The organism is Micromonospora sp. NPDC005257 (assembly GCF_042872445.1).
GTDB lineage: Bacteria > Actinomycetota > Actinomycetes > Mycobacteriales > Micromonosporaceae > Micromonospora.
Genome location: NZ_JBIAKL010000009.1, coordinates 80,016 through 100,413 on the forward strand (window position 1 = coordinate 80,016; position 20,398 = coordinate 100,413).

Sequence of the window (20,398 nt, forward strand, 5' to 3'; positions counted from 1 at the left end):
GACAGTCGTAGATCGACTGTCGCCTCCCGGTGCGCGCACGCGTCACCGGCAGACCACGCTGGGGAGGAACGATGAGGCTGCCGCGCTCGGGCGCCGGCTGGACGATCGCCGTCTTCGGACTCCTCGCGCTGCTGCTCGGCGCGCTCGGTCTGATCTGGCCGGAGACGCAGCTTCACCTGCTCGGCTTCGAGGTGCCGGCCGAGCGCGCTCCGGGCGACTACACCGGCACGTTCCTCACCGCGTCCTCGATGGCCTCGTTCAACATGGGGGTCTACTACCTGCTCGCCGTCGCCACCGAGTGGCGGCCGTTCTATCGGTTCACCGTGTGGTTCCGCCTGGTCACCTTCACCGTGTTCACCATCGCGGTGCTCTCCGACGTCGCGCCGGACCGCTTCTTCGCGGTCGCCGCGTGGGAGGGGCTGGGCGCGGTAGCGACAGCCGTCGGCCTGTGGTGGGACGCCCGGCGCGGGGCCGCCGCCACGCCCGACTCCGCCCCGGGTCCGGTGCCGGCCACCGACGCGGCGCGCTGACGGGCCCGGATCGTTGGGTATTTTCGAGCCGTGACCGAGACCCCGCCCGGCGCCGTACGGCTGCCCATCGTGCCCGGTCTGACCGACTTGCGGGTGTTCGCCCGGGGCGGCTACGCCACCATCTACCGGGCCACCCAGATCTCGGTGGGCCGCGAGGTCGCGGTCAAGGTCGAGAACCGCACGCTCGACAGCGAACGCGACCAGGCCCGCTTCCTGCGCGAGGCCCGTGCCGCCGGGCGGATGTCGTCGCACCCGCACGTGGTCGACCTCTTCGACGTCGGGGTCACCGTCGACCAGCACCCCTACCTCATCATGGAACTCTGCGACGGCTCGTACGCCGAGCGGATGCGCACCTCCCCGCTGGGCCCGGCGGAGACCCGCGACCTCGGCGTGAAGATCGCCGACGCGCTGGCCCACTCGCACGCGGCGGGCGTCCTGCACCGCGACGTCAAGCCGGCGAACATCCTGCACTCCGAGTTCAACTCGGCGGTGCTCGCCGACTTCGGCCTGGCGGTGCTCGCCGAGTTCCGTGACTCCTCGGTCATGCTGGAGGCGCTCACCCCGGCGTACGCGCCGCCGGAGACGTTCAACCACAGCCCGCCCACCCCCGTCGTGGACGTCTACTCGCTCTGCGCCACGCTCTACGCGCTGATGTACGGCCGTCCGCCGCGCTGGCACTCCGAACGCAACCCGAGCCTGGTCACCGTGCTGGAGATGTTCCAGCAGCCGATCCCGGGCCTGCCCGGCGTGCCCGGCGAGCTGATCGACGTACTCCGGTTGGGCATGTCGAACGACCCGGGCGCGCGGCCTTCCGCTGTCGAGCTGCGGGGCCTGCTCGCCTCCCTGCCGCTGGACGGCGCCCCGGCGACCGGCGGCCTGTACGACGGCGACCGGTTCCACCACGGCGGTGGGCCGAACCCGCGCCCGCCCGCGGACGACGATCACCCGACGGTGGCCTCGCCGCGTGGCCGCCGCTGGCCCATGCGCTGGTTCCTCGGCGGCGCCGGCGTGCTCGCGCTCGCCGCCTCGGCCGGGGGCGGCTGGGTGGCCGCCGGCCACGCGCCGGCCGCCGTGCCGACGCCGGCCACCAGCGGTGTGGCCGGGGCGGCGCCGGTGCCGGGATGTGCGTCCGCCGACGTGCGGCTGCCCACCGGGGCGCGCTGCGCGGACGAGCTGGAGTGCTTCGGTCCGGTACGGCTGCGCCGCGACCGGGCCGAGGCGAGCCGGGTGCCGTGCGACGGCCAGCACACCTGGGAGACCTACGCCGCCGGCGACCTGCCGGCCGCGCTGACCGGGGCCCGGCACGAGACGGTCGCGGCCGACCCGGCGGTCGGCAAGGTGTGCAACGCCGACACGTTCCGGCTGGTCAGCGGCGGCAAGTCGGCGAGCGGGTGGAACCTGGAGGTGCTGCCGCCGGAGGCCGAGGCGGACCGCACCTACCGCTGCCTGGCGGGCCGGGGCGTCAACGCGCTCGCCGTCCCCACGCTCACCGGTCGCTGAGCCCGTTCACGGTCCGGCCCTGCCGCACCGATCTCGGGTCGAGCGTCTCCAGCGTGTCGGCGTCCACGGCTGTCGTCGTCCGCATGCCGCGTACCACCCGCGGGTCCAGCGTCTCCAGCGTGTCCGCGTCGATCGGCTGACCCGCGGGGGTGCGCAGGTTGCGTACCGCGCGTGGGTCGATCGCCTCGAGCGTGTCGGCGTCCACTCCGTAGCCGGCGTGGGGGACCGGCCAGCTCTCGGACTGCGGAGCGGACTCGCCGGTGCCGCCGGGTTGGCGGGCGGCGGTGATCGTCACTCCCGCGATCATGGCGAGCAGGACGCACGCCAGGGCCAGCACGACCGACAGGATGCCGGGCGGACGCCAGACGGCGAGGGTCACCACCGCCGCCACCGTCGCCACGGACGCGACGACGGCCTTCACCCGCGCATCGGACTTCGGGAACGATCTCACCCGACAAGCATGGCCCAGCACGTCGACCTGTCAACCGGTGGGATGAGACGGCTTCCCGTCAGCAGCGCTCCACTTCGGAGCGGCGGGGTGGCGACGATCGGGAAAATTGTCCCATCCTTTGGTCGTTTGCCGCATCGATCCCTGTCTGGGCCCACGAGCGTGCCCGTAGACCTCTGGGTGCGAAGCTGCTGCCGGGGTGGACAGAGCGGTGCAGACGAGGTCGGCCAGTTCCGCCGCGTCGATCAGGTCGTCGCCGCCCGGCGTGCCGGGCCGACCGGGTGGAACGTCATGGGTGTCGAAGCGGGCCGGAGACACCCATGACGTTCCACCCACCGGAGGGGTGGGTCAGTAGGACTTGTCCTGGCCGAGGACGTGCTGGGCGACGAAGTTGAGGATCATCTCCCGGCTGACCGGGGCGATCCGTCCGGCGCGTACCGCGCCGAGCAGCGTCGCCACGCCGTACTCGGTGGTCATGCCGGCCCCGCCGAGCGCCTGGACGGCGGTGTCGACGGCGAGCGCGGCGGCCTCGCCCGCCGCGTACTTGGCCATGTTGCCGGAGATGCCGGCCTCCAGGTCGCGGCCCGCGTCGTACAGCGTCGCCGCCTTGTGGATCATCAGCCGGGCCAGCTCGACCTGAACGGCCGCGTGCGCCAGCGGGTGCGACACGCCCTGGTGCGAGCCGATCGAGCGTCCGCCCCACACCTTGCGGGTCGCCGTGTAGTCGGACGCCCTCTCGATCGCGTACCGGCCGGTGCCGGCGCCCATCGCGGCGACAGTGATGCGCTCCGGGTTGAGCCCGGCGAACAGCGCCGGCAGCCCGGCGTCCAGCGACTCGCCGACGAGCGCGTCGGCCGGGAGCCGGACGTCGTCGAGGAAGAGCAGGAACTGGTTCTCCGGCGACAGGATCTCCATGTCCAGCTTGGACTTCTCCAGGCCGGGCGCGTCGGTCGGCACGATGAACAGGGCGGGCTTCAACTTTCCGGTGGAGGCGTCCTCGGTGCGGGCGACCACGAGCACGTGCCCGGCCTCGTCCACCCCGGAGATGTAGATCTTCCGGCCGCTGAGCACCCAGTCGTCGCCGTCGCGGCGGGCCACGGTGGCGAGGCGGTGGAAGTTCGAGCCCGCGTCCGGCTCGGTGATCGCGAAGACGATCTTCTGGGAGCCGTCGGCGAGGCCCGGGAGGTGCTTCTTGCGCTGCTCCTCCGTGCCGTGCTTGTGGATGATCGTGGCGGCGATGGCGGGGGAGACCACGAGCAGCAGCAGCGGGCAGCCGGTCGCGGCCAGTTCCTCGCACACCAGAGCCAGCTCGGTGATGCCGCCGCCCCCGCCGCCGTACTCGGTGGGGATGTTCACGCCCAGGTAGCCGAGCCGGCCGGCCTCGTGCCACAGCTCGGTGGTGTGTTGCCCCGATTTCGCCTTGGACACGAAGTAGGAGTGGCCGTACTTGCGGCCCAACGCCCGTACGGCGTCGCGGAGCTGGTCCTGCTCGGGGGTCAGGTCGAAGTTCACTGCGGGTCCTCCTCGGGGTCCACCACGGCAAGTACGGCGCCCGTCTCGACCTGGCCGCCGGCCGGTACCGGCAGCTCCGTCACCACGCCGTCAGCGGGGGCGAGCACGGGGTGTTCGAGCTTCATCGCTTCCAGCGTCAGCAGCAGGTCACCGGCGGCGACCCGCTGGCCGACCTCGACGTGCACCCGGGTCACCGCCCCGGGCAGCGGCGCGAGCAGCGACCCGGCCGCCAGCTCCGCGGTGGGCAGGGGCAGGCGGGGCAGCTCGGTGAGGCTCGCCGCCCCGTCCGGGCCGTCCACGAAGACCGACGACCCCGCCCGGTGTACGCGGAAAGCCCGCCGTACCCCGTCCACGTCGAGCACCACCCGGTCCGGGGCGGCGGTCACCAGCTCCACCCGCGGTTGCTCGCTGTCGACAGGGGTCCCTTCCTCTGCCGGATCCGTTGCGAAGGGGCCCTTCCCTCCCCACTCGGCGAGGCGGCCGGCGCGGTCCAGCCGGTAGCGGACCTCGATCTCCTCGCCGTCGCCGACGGTGAACCGGGTGACCTGCGGGACGGACGGCACGTTGCGCCAGCCCGACGGCAGACCGGCCAGCACCGGGGCGGCGGCCCGGCGCGCGGCGGCCCCGGCAAGTGCGGCGGCCAGCGCCGCCACCGGAAGCTGCTCGGCCGGCAGCAGCGGCTCGAACACCTCCGGGTGCCGGTCCAGGAATCCGGTGTCCACGTCCACGGCGGCGAACTCCGGGCTGCGCAGTACGCGTACCAGCAGGTCCCGGTTGGTGGCCACCCCGTGCAACTCGGCGCGGGCGAGCGCGCCCGCGAGCGCCCGGGCCGCCTCGGTGCGGGTGGGCGCCCAGGCGACGAGCTTCGCCAGCATCGAGTCGTAGTGCACGCTCACCGTCGAGCCGTCCACCACCCCGGAGTCGAGGCGCAGCCCACGGGCCGGGCCGAACTCGGCGGTCACCCCGGGGATCGCGAACCGGTGCAGCGTCCCGGTGGCCGGACGGAAACCCTGGGCCGGGTCCTCGGCGCACAGCCGTACCTCGATGGCGTGACCGTCAGCCGGCGGCGTGGCGGTGACCGGCAGCGGCTCGCCCTCGGCGACGAGCAGTTGCAGCCGGACCAGGTCCAGCCCGGTGGTCAGCTCGGTGACCGGGTGTTCCACCTGGAGGCGGGTGTTCATCTCCAGGAAGTGCACCTGACCGTCCGGCGCGAGCAGGAACTCCACGGTTCCCGCGCCGACGTAGTCGACAGCCCGCCCGGCCGCCACCGCCGCCTCGTGCAGCGCGGCGCGCACGTCGTCGGGCAGCACACCGGGCGCCTCCTCGACGATCTTCTGGTGGCGGCGCTGGATCGAGCAGTCGCGTACCCCCAGAGCCACGACGGTGCCGTGGGTGTCGCCGAAGATCTGTACCTCGACGTGCCGGCCGCGTTCCACGTACCGCTCGATGAAGACCGTGCCGTCGCCGAACGCCGCCGCCGCCTCGCGGCGCGCGCCCGCGACGGCCTCGGCCAGCCCGGCGGCGTCGCGGACGATCCGCATCCCCCGGCCACCGCCACCGGCGGAGGCCTTGACCAGCACCGGGAAGGCGGTGACCTCGGCCGGGTCGGTCCAGGTGGGCAGCATCGGCACGCCCGCGTCGGCGAGCAGCGCCTTGGCGGCCATCTTGTCGCCCATCGCGGCGATCGCCTTGGCCGACGGACCGACCCAGGTCAGGCCCGCGTCGGTCACCGCCGCCGCGAACTCGGCGTTCTCGGCCAGGAACCCGTAGCCGGGGTGGACCGCGTCCGCGCCGGAGCGCCGGGCCGCGTCCAGGATGGCGTCGATACGCAGGTACGTCTCGGCCGGCGTGTTACCCGGCAGCCGGACGGCCTGGTCGGCGTCGGCCACGAACGGCGCGTCGGCGTCCGCGTCGGAGTGCACGGCGACGGTGGCCACGCCGAGGGCGCGGCAGGTGGCGAAGACCCGGCGGGCGATCTCGCCCCGGTTCGCAACCAGAAGTTTGTTGATCATCCGCGCTGAGCCTGCCTTTCGTTCGCGACTGCGGGACTCCGCTTCGCTGCGTTCCTCGCGCTCACGGTTGCCTGCCTTTCGTTCGCGACTGCGGGACTCCGCTTCGCTGCGTTCCTCGCGCTCACAGGTCACATCCGGAAGACGCCGAAACCGTCGGCGCCCTTCACCGGTCCGTTGTGGATCGCCGACAGGCACAGCCCGAGGACGGTGCGCGTGTCCCGGGGGTCGATCACCCCGTCGTCGTAGAGCCGCCCGGACAGGAACAGCGCGCCGGACTGCGACTCGATCTGCTGCTCGACCATCATCCGCATGGCGGCGTCGGTGTCCTCGTCGTACTCGCGGCCCCGGGCCGCGGCGGCCTGCCGGGCCACGATGGACAGCACGCCGGCGAGCTGCGCCGGGCCCATCACCGCCGACTTCGCGTTCGGCCAGGTGAACAGGAACCGGGGGTCGTACGCCCGGCCGCACATGCCGTAGTTGCCGGCGCCGTAGGAGGCGCCCAGGTTGACGGTCAGGTGCGGCACCTTCGAGTTCGACACCGCGTTGACCATCATGGCGCCGTGCTTGATGATGCCGCGCTGCTCGTACTCGGTGCCGACCATGTAGCCGGTGGTGTTCTGCAGGAAGACCAGCGGCGTGTCCGCCGCGTTGGCGAGCTGGATGAACTGGGCCGCCTTCTGCGCCTCCTCGCTGAACAGCACGCCCCGGGCGTTCGCCAGCACACCGACCGGGTAGCCGTGCAGCTCCCCCCAGCCGGTGACGAGCGCCGTGCCGTAGCCGGGCTTGAACTCGTCGAACGCGCTGTCGTCGAGCACCCGGGCCAGCACCTCGCGCGGGTCGAACGGCACCTTCAGGTCGGCGCTGGCGATGCCGAGCAGCTCCTCCGGGTCGTACCGGGGTGGCAGCGGGTGCGGGTTGCGCGGCGGCGGGCCGTGCTTGCGCCAGTTCAGCCGGCGGACGCACTGCCGGGCCAGCCGGATGCCGTCGCGCTCGTCCTCGGCGAGGAAGTCGGCCAGGCCGGACGTGGTGGCGTGCATCGCCGCGCCGCCGAGCGACTCGTCGTCGGTGATCTCGCCGGTGGCCATCTTCACCAGCGGTGGCCCGGCCAGGTAGACCTGCGAACGGTCGCGGATCATGATGGTGAAGTCCGACATGCCCGGCACGTACGCGCCACCGGCGGTGGCGTTGCCGAAGACCACGCTCACGGTCGGGATCCGCTGGGCGGACAGCCGGGTCAGGTCACGGAACACCCGGCCGCCGGGAATGAAGATCTCCGCCTGGGTGGGCAGGTCCGCGCCGGCCGACTCGACCAGGTTCACCATCGGCAGCCGGTTGGCCGCCGCGATCTCACCCGCTCGCCGGGTCTTCGCCAGCGACCACGGGTTGATCGCGCCGCCGCGTACCGTCGGGTCGTTCGCCACGATCAGGCACTCGACGCCCTCGACCACGCCGATGCCGACCACGGTGCTGGCGCCGACCGGGAAGTCGGTGCCGAACGCGGCCACCGACGACAGCTCCAGGAACGGGCTGTCCGGGTCGAGCAGCAGCTCGATGCGCTCCCGGGGCAGCAGCTTGCCGCGACCGTGATGTCGGGTCACGTACTTCTCGCCGCCACCGCCCCGGGCCTGGTCGAGCGCCGCCTCCAGTTCGGCCAGGCGCTCCAGCAGCGCCTCCCGGTTGGCGGTGAAGGCGGGCGCGGACGGGTCGATCGTGCTCTGCAGGACAGTCGTGCTCACAGACCCATTCCCTTCGAGATGATCTCGTTCATGATCTCGGTGGTGCCGCCGCCGATGCCGAGCAGACGGGCGTCCCGGTAGTGCCGCTCCACCTCGGCGTCGCGCATGTAGCCGAAGCCGCCGTGCAGTTGCAGTGCGGCGTCGACCACGAAGTCGCACGCGGACACCGCCACGTTCTTCGCGATCGCCACCTCGGTCACCACCGGCTGCCCGGCGGCCACCCGTGCGGCGACCTCGTGCACGTACGCCCGCGCCGCCTCGGTGCGGGAGTGCATCTCGGCCAGTTTGTGCCGGACGACCTGTCGCCCGACGAGCGGACGGCCGAACGTCTGGCGGTCCCGGCACCACTGCAGCGCCAGGTCGACGCAGCGCTGCGCGGTCGCGTACGCCTGGGTGGCGAGCGACAGCCGCTCGTTGGCGAACTGCTGCATGATGGCGAGGAACCCGGTGTCCTCCGGGCCGACCCGGTTCGTCACCGGCACCCGCACGTCCACGAAGGACAGCTCGGCGGTGTCCGAGCAGTGCCAGCCCAGCTTCTCCAGCCGCCGGCCCACAGTGAACCCGGGCGTGCCCTTGTCGATCACGAGCAGGCTGACCGAGCCGGACCCGGGGAAGTCGGTGCAGACCGCCGTGGTGACGAAGTCGGCGCGGACCCCGCTGGTGATGTACGTCTTGGACCCGTTGACGACGTAGTGGTCACCGTCGCGTACCGCGCAGGTGCGGATACCCGCCACGTCGGAGCCGCCGTCCGGCTCGGTGATCGCCAGCGCGCCGATCATCGTCCCGGCCAGCGCGGGCCGCACGTACCTGTCGATCAGCCTCTCGTCCTGGGTCCCCACCATGTGCGGCAGCGCGATGCCGTGCGTGAACAGCGCGGCGACCAGCCCCGACGATCCACCCGAGCGGATGATCTCCTCGGTGACCACCATCGAGTCGAGCAGGTCGCCGCCGCTGCCGCCGACCGACTCCGGGAAGCCGATGCCGAGCAGGCCGATCTTCGCGGCAGTCTCGTGCAGCGACCGGGGCACCTCGCCCGCCCGCTCCCAGTCGGACAGATGCGGCAGCACCTCCCGGGTGACGAACGAGCGGGTCAGCTCGCGCAGTTGCCGGCGTTCCGGCGTGTCCGCGATGGTCATGCGGGTGCCTCCGTCGGTAGATCGACCACCCGGGAGCGCAGCAGCTCCCCGAGGGCCTTGGCCTGGGGGTCGAACCGGGTGGAGGCGGCCACGCCCTGACCGAGCAGCCCGCGGATCACGAAGTTGACAGCACGCAGGTTCGGCAGCTCGTACCGCTCGACGGTGAGCGCGGCGGTCTCCGGCAGCAGCTCGGCCAGCCGCTCCACGGTGAGCCAGTCGCGCAGCCAGGGCCAGGTCGCGTCGGTACGTGCCCAGACGCCCAGGTTCGCGTCGCCGCCCTTGTCGCCCGACCGCGCGCCGACCAGCTCACCCAGCGGCCCGCGCCGGGTGGCGGCCGGAGCCGGTACGGCATCGGTCGCTCGCGCCGGCGCCCCGGCCGGCGTCCCCGTGACGGCCGGCGGCGGGATCGTCACCCGCTCGCCGGACGGAAGCACCGCGACGTGCTCGACAGCGTCCTGCGCGATCGTGTCGGCGGTGAACACGCCGTACGGCGTCGCGTCGCCGGGCAGCGTGGTGAGCGTGCAGCCCGGGTAGGAGGCCAGCGCCAGCTCCACCGCGGCCGCCGAGAACGCCCGCCCGGCCCGCGACTTGTCCCAGTCCCGCATGTGTACGTGCAGCAGCGCGCTCGCCGCCTCGGTGTCGCCGGTGTCCGGGTGGTCGGTGCGGGCCAGCGTGAACTCCAGTCCTTCCGTGCCGACCGACTCCTCGATCTGGCCCCGGACCAGCGCCGCCTTGGCCGGGATGTCCAGCCCGCACAGCACGAACGTCATCGAGTTGCGGAAACCGCCCAGGTTGTTGACGCCCACCTTGAGGGTGTCCGGCGGCGGCGTGCCGCGTACCCCGGACACGCGCACCCGGTCCGGGCCCTCCTGCTCCAGCCGTACCGTGTCCAGCCGGGTCACCACGTCCGGCCCGAGGTAGTCCGGCCCGCCCACCTCGTACAACAGTTGGGCGGTGACCGTCTCGACTGTCACCGCGCCGCCGGTGCCCTGGTGCTTGGTGAGCACCGACGAGCCGTCCGGGTGCAGCTCGGCGATCGGGAAGCCGGGCCGGTGCCCGCCGTCCGGCAGCTCGGTGAAGAAGCTGAAGTTGCCGCCGGTGACCTGCGCGCCGCACTCGATCAGGTGCCCGGCCACCGTCGCACCGGCCAGTGCGTCCACGTCGTCGCGGGTCCACCCGAAGCGGGCGATCGCCGGGCCGACCGCCAGTGAGGCGTCGGTGACCCGTCCGGTCACCACCACGTCCGCGCCCGCGTCGAGGCAGGCCGCGATCCCGAACGCGCCCAGGTAGGCGTTCGCGGTCAGCGCGTCCGGCCGCTGGATCGCGTCACCGTCGACGTACCCGACCCGGACCTGGAGGCTGAGCCGGTCGCCGAGCGACCGGATCGCGTCGGCCAGCCCGGCCGGGTTGAGGCCGCCCGCGTTGGTGACGAGCGTGACGCCGCGCTCCAGCGCGGTGCCGAGCACGTCCTCCAGTTGACGCAGGAACGTCTTGGCGTAGCCGAGCGACGGGTCGCGCATCCGGTCGCGGCCGAGGATGAGCATGGTCAGCTCGGCCAGGTAGTCGCCGGTCAGCACGTCCAGCTCGCCGCCGTCGAGCATCTCCCGCCAGGCGGCGAGGCGGTCGCCGTAGAAGCCGGACGCGTTCCCGATCCGCAGCGCGCTCACGGGGCCGCCTCGCGGTTCACGGACTCCCGCTTGCCGCCGGGCGGGCCGGCGAACGCCTGGGCCACGTCCAGCCACTCGCCGGCCACCGGCCCGGTGGCCGACAGGGCCAGGTCCGCGCGGTGCCGGCGCTGCGTGACGAGCAGGCAGAAGTCGAGCGCCGGGCCGGTCACCCGGTCGGCCGCGTCGGCGGGCCCGAACTCCCACACGTCACCGCCCGTGGGGGCGGTCAGCTCGACCCGCACCGGCGCCGTGGGCACCTCGCGGCCGTGGGCTGCGAAGCCGTGCCCGAGGGTACGGAAGCCGAGGTGCGCGATGTGCCGGAGCCGCCCGGTCGGGGTGCGGACGACACCCAGCGCGTCGGCCACGTCCTCGCCGTGCGCCCACGTCTCCATCAGCCGGGCGGTCGCCATCGACGTCGGCGACATGCTGGTGCCGTACCAGGGGATCTTCTGCCCGGCCGGGACGGCGGCGAGCGCTCCGGCGAGCGCCGACCGGCCGGCACGCCAGCGGGCCAGCAGCGCGGGCGCCGGGGCGAGGAAGGACTCGGCGCCGTCCTCGACCAGACGCGACGGGTCCGGCGCGGCCATGACCGAGGCGAAGAACGCCGACTCATCGGTGGCCGCCAGGTAGGCGACGTGGTCGGTCCAGGCCAGGTGCGCGATCTGGTGCGCGACGGTCCAGCCCGGGGCCGGTGTCGGCTGCTCCCATCCCTGCGGCGGCAGTTCCGCGACGAGCGCGTCGAGCTGTTCGGACTCGGCGGCCAGGTCCGCGAGCAGGGCTGTCAGGTCGACCATTGTGCCTCCGGGCGGGGTGGGGCGTCAGGTGATCAGGGCCGCTGGCTCTCGGGGTTGAGCAGCGCGGCGAGCTGGCGTTTCCAGGTGTGCAGCAGGGCGGCGCGGCGGGGTGAGTCGTCGCTGAGCAGGTTTGCCACGCCGAGGCCGCGAAGCAGGTCGAGGGTGGCCTGCACCGACTCGCGCACCCCGGGCCTGCGCTCGTCCACGCCGAGCAGCTCGACGGTGAGCCGGTACATCTCCCGGCCGATCCGCGCCTCCAGCGGCACCAGCGCGGCGCGCAGCTCGGCGTCGGTGCGGGCAGCCACCCACAGCTCCAGCGCGGCAGCGAACAGCGGGCCGGTGAAGGAGGCGGCGAGCAGGTCCACCACTCCGTCGAGCCGCTGCGGTCCGGACGGCAGGACCGCCGCCTCGGCGCGCAGCTCGGCCGCCCGGCGCTCGGTCAGGTGCGTGACGGCGGCGGTCACCAGCGCGGCCTTGGTGGGGTAGTGGTGCAGCTGGGCGCCCCGGGAGACGCCGGCGCGGGCCGCCACCACAGTCGTCGTGGTGCCGGACCAGCCGTGCTCCACCAGGCATTCGACAGTCGCCTCCAGCAGGCGGGCCTGGGTGGCCCGGCTGCGTTCCTGCTGCGGAACTCGACTCGACACGCAGACAGCCTGCCCCGCCCAAAACAAACAGTCAAGCCTGACTTTTTCTGACGCGCCGACGTCGACCCCGGACCGCTATCCGACACCTCCGCGCGGCCGTCCGCGATATCGTGCTGGATCACGGGGAGGCACAACATGAATGAATTTGTGCTCGTCGGTGGGGCAGGTTTCCTGGGCACGGCTACCGCCGGGGCGCTGCTGGCCGTCGGCGCGCGGGTCACCACCGTGGACCGTCATCCGCCCGCCGAGGCGAACACCGCCGCCGGCCTCGACTGGATCAGGGCGGACCTGCTCACCGCCGACCCACCCGAATTGCCGCCCGGCATCGTCGTGGTGCTGCTCGGCGCGAGCCACCCCCGGCCCCGCCACCCCTGGACACTGCCGCTGGACAACGCCGTCAGCACCGCCCGGCTCCTGCCCCGCCTGGCCGGACGCCAGGTGGTGCTCACCTCATCCGTCGAGGTCTACGGCGCCGCGTCCGGCCCGCTCACCGAGGACACCACGCCCGACCTGCCGTGGTCCGCCGGGGAACTCGACCGCTGGTGCGCCCGCGTGCGCGACCTGGCCCGGGAACCCTGCCCGCCGTGGCGGGCCGCGCCACTGGCCCGGGCGATGGCCGACGCCGACCCCACCCTCCGGTGGACGTACGCGATGGCGAAGCTCGCGCAGGAACGACTCGTCGCGGACGCGGTCCCGCCCGACCGGCTGACCGTGCTCCGGCTCGCGAACGTCTTCGGCGCGGGCCAACACCGGGTGGCCACCCGACTGGTCCGCCGAGCCCGCCAGGGACTGCCGCTGCCGGTCACCGCGGACACCGTACGCAGCTTCCTGCCCGCCGGCGCCCTCGCCCGGATCCTCCTACGCGGGATCGGCCCCGGCACATGGAACGTGGGCGGGGAACCGGTGCCACTGACCGACCTCGCCACCTGGATCCGGGACCTGTGCGGTTCGTCGGCACCGCTGCTGGCCATGCCGCGCCCGGCGTCGGACAGCTCCGGCCTGGTGGTCACCGACAAGCTGACCGCCGCCGGCCACCGGGTCGAGCCGCTCCGCCCGGCCCTGGCGAAGCTGGTGGCCGAGGTCGACGACGACCCGACACCCCTGTTCCGGCCGCCGCTGCCGGTCGTCGTGCCACCCCCGCCGGCCCACCCCGAGACGGTCGTCGCCCGCCAGCAGGAGGCGCTCGTCAGCGGGGAGGTCAAGCACGGCAACCGGTGGACGCGCGAGCTGACCGAACGCCTCGGCAAGGAGCTGCAACTCGACGACGACCACCGGGTGCTGGTCACCGCCTCGGGGACCGCCGCCCTGCGGATCATGGTGGCCGCCACCGTCGGCCCGGCCCGCCCCGGCGACGTGGCGGTGCTGCCGTCCTACACCTTCCCGGCGACCGCCGAGATCCTGGTCCAACTCGGATACACGCTGCGCCTCGTCGACGTGGACGCCGCGACCTGGACGATCGACCCCGTGGCTGTCGCCGCCGCGATCGCCCGGGGCGGCGTACGGCTGGTGCTCTGCGTCGACACCTTCGGCAACCCGTGCGACTATCCGGCCCTGCGGGCGGTCTGCGACCCCGCCGGGGTGACCCTGCTGGCCGACTCCGCCGCCGCCCTCGGCAGCCTGCACCAGGGGCGACCGGTGGCACAGCAGGCGTTGTCGCACTCGTACTCGATGAGCTTTGCCAAGGTCGTGTCGGCCGGTGGCGCCGGCGGCGCGCTGGTGCTGCCCACCGACGCCGCCGAGGCGGTCCTCGCCGCACCGGCCGGCTGGACCCGCTCCGAGCTGATGAACGAACTGCACGCCATCGTCGCGGTCGACCAGCTCGCGGAGCTGGACACGCTGGTCCGGTGCCGGACCGAGGTGGCCGAGGTCTACGCCGCCGCCGCGGCCGCCCTGCCCGTGGAGGTCCAGCAGGTACGCGCCGGGGACCGGCACTGCTGGGTGCACTGGGTGGCCCGCTTCGCCCGGCGCGACCGCGTGGCGACGCGGCTGGCCGCCCTCGGTGTGCAGACCAAGCCCTACTTCGCGGCCGTGCACGGCGGTCCGCTCGGCGGCGGTGAGCGCCTACCGGTGACCGAACGGCTGGACGCTGAGGCGCTGGCCCTGCCGATGTCCTCGGAACTCACTGTGGAACAGGCGGAACGGGTCGTCGCGGCGCTCCGCCGCTGCCTGGACTGAACCGGGGCGGGCGGTCAACCCGGAACGCGGCGGCCGGTCACCAGGAGTTGCTTGCCGGCGTCGGCGAGAACCGGGTCGTCGCCCAGCCGTCGCTCCAGCGCCAGCAGCGCGTCCCGGTCGGTGGCCAGCCGTGCGGTCAACCCGGCCCGCCCCACCGAAGCGGCGCTGACCAGCAGCCCGGCGCTGTGGACGTCCACCAGGCCGGCGGCGCGGAACGCGGCCTCCAGCCGGGCCCGGTCCAGCAGGTGCAGGTCGGCGGCGTGCCCCTCGGCGCGCCACACACCCCGCCGGCGGGTCAGCCGGTCCACCGCCTCGTCGTCCCGGCCCGCGCCGACCAGTTCGAGGACCAGGCCCACCAGCGAGTCGACAAGCACGGCCAGCACCCCGCCCGGACGCAGCCACCCGGCCAGGTGCCGGACCGTCCGCTCGGGGTCGGCTGTGTACTGCAGGGAGCCCATCGCCAGCACCGCGCCGGCCGTAGCCGGCAGCGTCACCTCCGTCATCGACCCCTCGACCAGGGTGAAGCCGGAACCGGGCGGATGCCGGCGCAGCTCGGCCACCATCCCCGGCGCCTGTTCGACGCCGGTCACCGGATGGCCGAGGTCGAGCAGCCGCCGCGCCCACCGGCCCACGCCGCAACCGGCGTCCACCACCGGAGCGCCCGGCGGCAGCAGCGCCCGGACGCGCTCCCACGCCAGGTCGTCGTAGGCACGCCGGTGCGGCACCGCGAAATGCTCCTCGTAGCCGGGCGCCAGCGCGTCGTACAGCGGCTGGCTCGGGCGCATCGGCTCAGACAAGACTGCGCCGCCCTCGCAGCCACTGCCGGTCGGCCAGGTAGGTGCCCGGTCGCCAGCGCAGGTTGAGGCTGTAGTTGCTGCCGCAGCCGACACACTCCTTGCGGAACAGCCGCGCGTGCTCGGCACGGTATTCCGGCGCGTCGACGATCTCGGCGATCGGGCGCTGCCGGACCGAGGCGGTCGGGTCGTGCGCCCAGCAGCCGCCGATCTCCCCCCGGGAGTGCACCATCAACTTGAGCTGCGACTCGGCGCACGGCAGGTCGCGCTGGACGAGGTCGTCGAAGTGCCCACGCAGGTAACGCAGCTCCGAATAACGTGGCAACCACCGCCGGTCGGCCCGGGCCATCGTCTCCAGCTCGGCCAGCGCCGCGTCGAGCCGGTCGCCTTCCACATCGGTCTGGGTGGTGACCGCGTCGGTGCGGAACAGGAACGTCCGGTCGGTGACCAGGTTGAGATAGAGCGTCACGCCCAGCTCCTGGGCCAACGCCGCGATGCCGGGCAGGCTGTCCACGTTGTCCCGCATCACGGTGAAGTTCATCCGTACCTTCAGACCGAGCCGGTCACGGGCGGCGATCAGGTTCCGCAGGTGCCGGGTCGTCGTCTCGAACGCGCCGAGTCGCCCGCGGATGCGGTCGTGCACCAACGCCGTCGGGCCGTCGACGGAGACGTTGAAGCTGCGTACGCCCGCGGCGAGCACCTCGTCCAGAACGGGCGGGGTGAGGCGGACGCCGTTCGTGTTCAGATGCAGGTGGCGTACGCCCACCTCGCGGGCGTACGCCATCAGGGTCAGCGCGTCCGGCCGGATCAGCGGCTCGCCGCCGGTGAAGTTCACCTTGTGGATGCGCAGCGCGACGAGCTGACGCAGGACGTCGCGCCACTCGTCGGTGGAAAGTTCACCCTTGGTGTTCGTGGTCCAGCAGCCGCAGCTCGTGCAGCGCAGGTTGCAGTTGTCGGTGAGGAACAGCTCGGCGACCAGCGGCCGTACGTGCAGCCGGGGCGCGATCCGTTCCTTGACGGCGAGCCGGCCGAAGAACCAGGCGAGGCGGGCGGTGTCGGCGACGGTCACGGCAGTCTCCGGGCGATGACGAAGAGGTTGGCCGAGCGGAACAGCCGGCCGTCGAGATGGATGCCGCGCTCCAGCAGTCGGCGCACCGGGCCGCCGGTGAGCAGCGCCGGGATCTGCAACCACCGCCAGAAGAGGTTGGCGCCGGTCACCGTGGTCGGGGTGAAACCCGTCGCGCGCAGCAGCCGGAGCAGGTCTTCACTGCGGTAGTTGGTGTGCCGGTCCCGGCCGACCGACATGTCGCCGCGCAGGTTGTCGGAGAGGTCGGCGAACCGGCTGTGCCACACCTGGGACCCGAACCGCCACGAGTAGATCCGGCGGTGCAGCCGGGGGAAGTCGAACTTGGCGTTGTCGGGATCGAGGAAGGTGAAGACGTGCCGGCGGGGCACGGTGAGCACCAGCAGCCCACCGGGGGTGAGCACCCGGTGGGCCTCGGTCAGCAACGCGATCTCGTCGGGGACGTGTTCCAGCACGTCGAGCAGGCTCAGCGAGTCGAAGCGGCGGTCGGCGAACGGCAGCGGCTCGCCGACCCCGAGCCGGTACAGCGGCAGATCCGGGTGGCGGGCCGCCAGCTCGGCGAGGTAACCCGGGTGCGGGTCGGCGCCCTCGCAGGTCAGGGTGCCGTGTTCGTGCAGCACGGCGAGGAAGTCTCCGGTGCCGCAGCCCAGGTCGAGGTGCCGGCCGGTGCGGCCGGACAGCGCCGCCCAGGCGAACGCGTACCGACGCAGCGGGTGGGCGGCGAACGGTTGGACAGCACCCGCCCGGCGCGTCGCCTCGTCGGCCCGGCTCATCGGACCAGCCGGGCGCAGAGCGCGTCCAGGGTGGCGGCCAGGCGTTCGCCGTCGACCGGGCCCGGCAACGGGCGTTCCGCGAGCAACAGGTGTTGCCGCTGCGGGTGCGCGGCCACCACGGCCGGCAGCTCGGCCACGTCCCACACCGCTACCACCCGGCCCGAGCGTTCCTCCTCGCGCAGGTAGTCGACCTGGTGGTCGTTGCCCATCTCGCCCCGTGCCGCCTCCCGGGCCACCGCGACCGGCACCCGGCCGAGCCGCTGGACCAGCCGCACCGTGTTCCCGGCATGGGTGATCACCACGTCGGCCTCGGCCAGCCGCCTCCGCAGGTCGTCCAGGGGCAGGAACGGGGCGTGCGGACACGGCGGGGCCACCGCCGACGTGCCGGTCTGGACGAACACCTCGTGCGCGGCACACAGCGGCGCGACAGCCCTGATCAGGCGGTCGAACGGCCATGGACCCATGCCGACGGTGACCAGGAGTCGGGCCATGGCTAGTAGAGCTCTCCGATGAGGACCGCGCGGGGCCGGGACGCCAGCAGGGCGGGACGCTGCACCAGCACGGCGGCGGCGAGGCGGGAGCAGAGCCGGGCGGCGGCTCCGGCGGGCCCGGTCATGTTGAACGTCTCCAGCCACAGCGACGGCACCCCGAGCAGGCGGGCGGCGAGGAAGACGCCGACGGCCACGCCGGTGCCGGCCGAGACCACCACGTCGGGTCGCTCCCGGCGCAGCAGTCGCAGGGCCCGCCAGGCCGCCGGCAGCACCCGCCACCGGGTGCGCGTGGACAGCTCGGGCTGCCAGTGCACCCGCTGCCCGGTCAGCGCCACCTCGGTGTCGGGGGCGCGGACCGCCACCCACACCGGGTCGTGCCGCTCCCACCACGGGCGGAGCGCGAGCAGGTCGAGCAGGACGCCGCCGCTGCTTGAGACGAGGAGGATCCGATACCGCCGGTCCATCACCTCACGCTATCCCAGCGTCGCGGATGGCGATGCCCCGCTCCAGACTGGACGGTGGATCCCCCCCCGGAGGGCTCGGGTCAACGGCCGTCCCGTGGAGCGAAGACGGTCAGGGCGTCGGCGTCGGAGTGGCGGGAGCGGACGTACTCGTCGGCCCAGGCCGCGGCGTCCGGAAACGCCGACCCGGCGGCGACGGCGGCGCACGCGGCGTCCACGTCGAAGCGGGTCCGGCGCAGCTGCACGCCCGGGCCGAGCAGCGCCCACCAGGCGCCCGCGCCCCCGTACGGCATGCCGACGCTGCCCGGGTTGACCACCAGGCGGCGGTCGACCAACCGGGTGAACGGCATGTGCGTGTGCCCGCAGACCACCGTGCCGACCTCGGCCGGCAGGCCGGCGAAGACCTCGGCCCAGCGGTCGAGCCGCGAGTCGACGAGCACGACCTCCTCGTCGTCGCGCGGGGTCGCGTGGCAGAACAGCACCTCGCCCAGCCCGGTGACCGGCACCGTGACGGACGGCGGCAGCGCGGCCAGCCGGGCCACCTGGTCGTCGCGCAGCTGCCCGGCGGCCCAGTTCGAGACGGCGATCGGGGACGGCCGGCCGGCCCGCGCCTGCACCAGCTCGCGGTCGGCGTTCCCGCCGACCCAGCACGCCCGGTCGCCGAGCGCGGCCAGCCGGTCCAGCACCTCGACCGGCTGCGGACCGGCCGCCAGGTCGCCGGTGAGGACGATCAGGTCGGCGGCGGCCACGTCCGGCTCGACCAGGACGGCGTCCAGGGCGGGCAGCACGCCGTGGATGTCGGAGAGCACGGCGACGCGATCAGGCATCGCCCGAGCCTCGTGCCGGACTGCCGCGAAGTCCAGCGATTCTGCGCCGGGCAGAGCCGACCGGGACGGACCGGGGGACGCGCGGCGCGGACGGCACCGGCCCGGTCCGCGCGGAGGCGGGCCGGGCCGGGAAGCGGGTGCGGAGGTCAGACCCGCGCGCGGCGGGCCAGGCGCTCCGGGTCGAGGATGATGATGCTCTTGCCGTCCAGCCGCAGCCAGCCGCGCGAGGCGAAGTCGGCCAGCGCCTTGTTGACGGTCTCCCGGGAGGCGCCGACGAGCTGGGCGATCTCCTCCTGGGTGAGGTCGTGCGTCACGCGCAGCACGCCGCCGTCGCGGGTGCCGAACCGGCCGGCCATCTGGAGCAGGTTCTTGGCCACCCGGCCGGGCACGTCGGTGAAGATCAGGTCGGCGAGCGAGTCGTTGGTCCGGCGCAGCCGGCGGGCCAGCACCCGCAGCAGCTGCTCGGCGATCTCGGGCCGGTTGTTCAGCCACGGCCGCAGCGCCTGCTTGCGCAGCCGGACCAGGCGGGTGTCGGTGACCGCCGTGGCCGTCGCCGTACGCGGACCGGGGTCGAACAGCGACAGCTCGCCCACCATGTCCGACGGGCCCATCACGGCGATCAGGTTCTGTCGGCCGTCCGCCGCGCGGCGACCCACCTTGATCTTGCCGGACAGGAGGATGTAGAGACTGTCGCCGGGTTCGCCCTCGTTGAAGACGATTTCGCCCTTGCGGACCTCGATCGTCTCCATCTCCTTGGCGAGCGCCTCGGCAGCCTCCGGGTCGACACCCTGGAAGATCCCGCTGCGGGCCAGTACCTCGTCCATCGCGCACCTCCGCCTGCGCGTGCCGTCCGTCGGCCGGGTCCGCCGTCCGCTGATCCCCTCGCGCGCCGCCAGTCTAGGCGCACATGAGGAGGAATCAGAGGCGCACCCCTGGAATCTTGATCGTTGGGCGTAACCCGCCGGACGTGGTGAGCAGCTAAGATCCCGCGCTCGGCCCGGCCCGGCGCCACCCGTTCCCACCTGTGATCGTAGGGTGACCGGCGTGCTGTGTGAGCCTTTCCTGACCAGCCGGTCCGAGACCGGGTGGGACATCCCGCTGCTGGTGTGGCGGGCCGAGAGGCCGCTGCTGGCGGTCGGCTCCGCGCCGCTGGGCGGGGGGATCGGCGTCCGCGGGTGGGTGCTGAACGCGACCGTGCCGATGTCGTACGACCGGGACGACCCCGCCGCCCATCTGGCCGAGCTGGCGGACGGCCTGGACCTGGACGGCCCCGGCGTGGGACTGCTGACCGGCGTGGACGTGACCGAGGTGGTGCGCCGCACGGACGGCGGCGTCCGGGTCTGGGCGACGGTGGGCCTGGGCACGCCGGTCTGGGCCGCCGCACCCGAGCCGGCGCCCGCCCAGCCGGCCCCGCAAGCCGCATCCGAGCCGGCCCGGCCCGTGCAGCACGTCGGCACCGTCAACATCGTCGCGTACGTGCCGGTGCGGCTGAGCGACGCCGCTCTGGTGAACGCCGTGGCCACCGCCACCGAGGCGAAGGCGCAGGCGATCTGGGAACTGGGACTGCCGGCCACCGGCACCCCCACCGACGCGGTGACGGTGCTCTGTCCGGCCGACGGCGATCCGGCGGCGTACGGCGGTCCCCGTTCGGCCTGGGGCGCGCCGCTGGCCCGGGCCGTGCACGCCGCCGTCCGCTCCGGTGGCGCCGGGACCGTGGTGCCGTGGTCCGACCGGCGGGCGGGCTGAGGTGCGCCGGCGATACCCGGCGCGGCGGGTTTTCCGACCGATCGGCCCTCGTCGCCGTGTTCCGGGGA

19 protein-coding genes are annotated in these 20,398 nt (G+C 73.6%); 4 read left to right on the plus strand and 15 right to left on the minus strand.

The genetic code is table 11. From position 1 onward, the window contains the following. Positions 1 to 71 precede the first annotated feature (71 nt). Both ACFYO8_RS19800 and ACFYO8_RS19805 read left to right on the plus strand, forming a co-directional pair. Entirely contained in the window at positions 72 to 530 is a 459-nt protein-coding gene (locus ACFYO8_RS19800; RefSeq protein WP_354869018.1) for a hypothetical protein, read from the plus strand. Between the two features lie 30 nt (positions 531 to 560). Further along, positions 561 to 2,030 carry a protein kinase gene (locus tag ACFYO8_RS19805; protein WP_354869015.1) on the plus strand — a complete coding sequence of 490 codons (1,470 nt, stop codon included), beginning with the start codon at positions 561 to 563 and terminating at the stop codon, positions 2,028 to 2,030. On the opposite strand, the gene ACFYO8_RS19810 is transcribed toward ACFYO8_RS19805, so the two are convergent. The 8 genes from ACFYO8_RS19810 to ACFYO8_RS19845 all read right to left on the minus strand — a co-directional run bounded on the left by ACFYO8_RS19810 (position 2,017) and on the right by ACFYO8_RS19845 (position 11,979). Further along, positions 2,017 to 2,481: a hypothetical protein gene (locus ACFYO8_RS19810; protein ID WP_354869013.1), complete on the minus strand. Its 465-nt coding sequence runs from the start codon at positions 2,479 to 2,481 to the stop codon at positions 2,017 to 2,019. The two genes, ACFYO8_RS19805 and ACFYO8_RS19810, sit on opposite strands and share 14 nt — an antisense overlap. 345 nt (positions 2,482 to 2,826) lie before the next feature. Continuing rightward, a complete protein-coding gene (locus ACFYO8_RS19815) occupies positions 2,827 to 3,990 on the minus strand; it encodes an acyl-CoA dehydrogenase (protein WP_354869010.1) in 1,164 nt (387 codons plus the stop codon). Continuing rightward, the gene (locus tag ACFYO8_RS19820) at positions 3,987 to 6,002 is read right to left on the minus strand and encodes a biotin carboxylase N-terminal domain-containing protein (RefSeq protein ID WP_354869007.1); all 2,016 of its coding nucleotides are present in this window, start codon (positions 6,000 to 6,002) and stop codon (positions 3,987 to 3,989) included. The genes ACFYO8_RS19815 and ACFYO8_RS19820 overlap by 4 nt, the downstream gene beginning before the upstream one ends. Before the next feature lie 128 nt (positions 6,003 to 6,130). Further along, positions 6,131 to 7,738 (minus strand): carboxyl transferase domain-containing protein, encoded by a 1,608-nt coding sequence (locus ACFYO8_RS19825; RefSeq protein WP_354869005.1) that lies wholly within the window; start codon positions 7,736 to 7,738, stop codon positions 6,131 to 6,133. Then, positions 7,735 to 8,874: an acyl-CoA dehydrogenase family protein gene (locus ACFYO8_RS19830; RefSeq protein ID WP_354869002.1), complete on the minus strand. Its 1,140-nt coding sequence runs from the start codon at positions 8,872 to 8,874 to the stop codon at positions 7,735 to 7,737. The genes ACFYO8_RS19825 and ACFYO8_RS19830 overlap by 4 nt, the downstream gene beginning before the upstream one ends. Then, positions 8,871 to 10,541, minus strand: coding sequence for an acyclic terpene utilization AtuA family protein (locus ACFYO8_RS19835; RefSeq protein WP_355015090.1), 1,671 nt, complete (start codon positions 10,539 to 10,541; stop codon positions 8,871 to 8,873). The genes ACFYO8_RS19830 and ACFYO8_RS19835 overlap by 4 nt, the downstream gene beginning before the upstream one ends. Next, positions 10,538 to 11,335: a TIGR03084 family metal-binding protein gene (locus ACFYO8_RS19840; RefSeq protein ID WP_354868997.1), complete on the minus strand. Its 798-nt coding sequence runs from the start codon at positions 11,333 to 11,335 to the stop codon at positions 10,538 to 10,540. Before ACFYO8_RS19840 ends, ACFYO8_RS19835 begins: the two co-directional genes overlap by 4 nt. Before the next feature lie 32 nt (positions 11,336 to 11,367). Then, positions 11,368 to 11,979 (minus strand): TetR/AcrR family transcriptional regulator, encoded by a 612-nt coding sequence (locus ACFYO8_RS19845; RefSeq protein ID WP_354868995.1) that lies wholly within the window; start codon positions 11,977 to 11,979, stop codon positions 11,368 to 11,370. Positions 11,980 to 12,114: 135 nt separating this feature from the next. On the opposite strand from ACFYO8_RS19845, the gene ACFYO8_RS19850 reads away from it, so the two are divergent. After that, positions 12,115 to 14,154, plus strand: coding sequence for an aminotransferase class I/II-fold pyridoxal phosphate-dependent enzyme (locus tag ACFYO8_RS19850; RefSeq protein ID WP_354868992.1), 2,040 nt, complete (start codon positions 12,115 to 12,117; stop codon positions 14,152 to 14,154). A gap of 14 nt (positions 14,155 to 14,168) precedes the next feature. Here ACFYO8_RS19850 and ACFYO8_RS19855 read toward each other — a convergent pair whose 3' ends face one another. The 7 genes from ACFYO8_RS19855 to ACFYO8_RS19885 all read right to left on the minus strand — a co-directional run bounded on the left by ACFYO8_RS19855 (position 14,169) and on the right by ACFYO8_RS19885 (position 19,408). Continuing rightward, positions 14,169 to 14,939 (minus strand): class I SAM-dependent methyltransferase, encoded by a 771-nt coding sequence (locus ACFYO8_RS19855; protein WP_354868990.1) that lies wholly within the window; start codon positions 14,937 to 14,939, stop codon positions 14,169 to 14,171. Between the two features lie 4 nt (positions 14,940 to 14,943). Then, positions 14,944 to 16,017, minus strand: a complete 1,074-nt coding sequence (locus tag ACFYO8_RS19860) for a radical SAM protein (protein WP_354868987.1) — start codon at positions 16,015 to 16,017, stop codon at positions 14,944 to 14,946. Further along, positions 16,014 to 16,805 (minus strand): methyltransferase domain-containing protein, encoded by a 792-nt coding sequence (locus ACFYO8_RS19865; RefSeq protein ID WP_354868985.1) that lies wholly within the window; start codon positions 16,803 to 16,805, stop codon positions 16,014 to 16,016. The genes ACFYO8_RS19860 and ACFYO8_RS19865 overlap by 4 nt, the downstream gene beginning before the upstream one ends. Further along, complete coding sequence (locus ACFYO8_RS19870) at positions 16,802 to 17,296, minus strand: hypothetical protein (protein WP_354868983.1); 495 nt, start codon at positions 17,294 to 17,296, stop codon at positions 16,802 to 16,804. The genes ACFYO8_RS19865 and ACFYO8_RS19870 overlap by 4 nt, the downstream gene beginning before the upstream one ends. Positions 17,297 to 17,298: 2 nt before the next feature. Further along, positions 17,299 to 17,760, minus strand: a complete 462-nt coding sequence (locus ACFYO8_RS19875; protein ID WP_354868981.1) for a glycosyltransferase — start codon at positions 17,758 to 17,760, stop codon at positions 17,299 to 17,301. A gap of 80 nt (positions 17,761 to 17,840) precedes the next feature. Beyond that, a complete protein-coding gene (locus ACFYO8_RS19880; protein WP_387257394.1) occupies positions 17,841 to 18,584 on the minus strand; it encodes a metallophosphoesterase family protein in 744 nt (247 codons plus the stop codon). A gap of 146 nt (positions 18,585 to 18,730) precedes the next feature. Beyond that, positions 18,731 to 19,408, minus strand: coding sequence for a Crp/Fnr family transcriptional regulator (locus ACFYO8_RS19885; protein WP_007466162.1), 678 nt, complete (start codon positions 19,406 to 19,408; stop codon positions 18,731 to 18,733). Between the two features lie 220 nt (positions 19,409 to 19,628). Between ACFYO8_RS19885 and ACFYO8_RS19890 the strand changes: the two genes are divergently transcribed. Next, positions 19,629 to 20,330 carry an adenosylcobinamide amidohydrolase gene (locus ACFYO8_RS19890; RefSeq protein ID WP_354868977.1) on the plus strand — a complete coding sequence of 234 codons (702 nt, stop codon included), beginning with the start codon at positions 19,629 to 19,631 and terminating at the stop codon, positions 20,328 to 20,330. Positions 20,331 to 20,398: the final 68 nt, after the last annotated feature.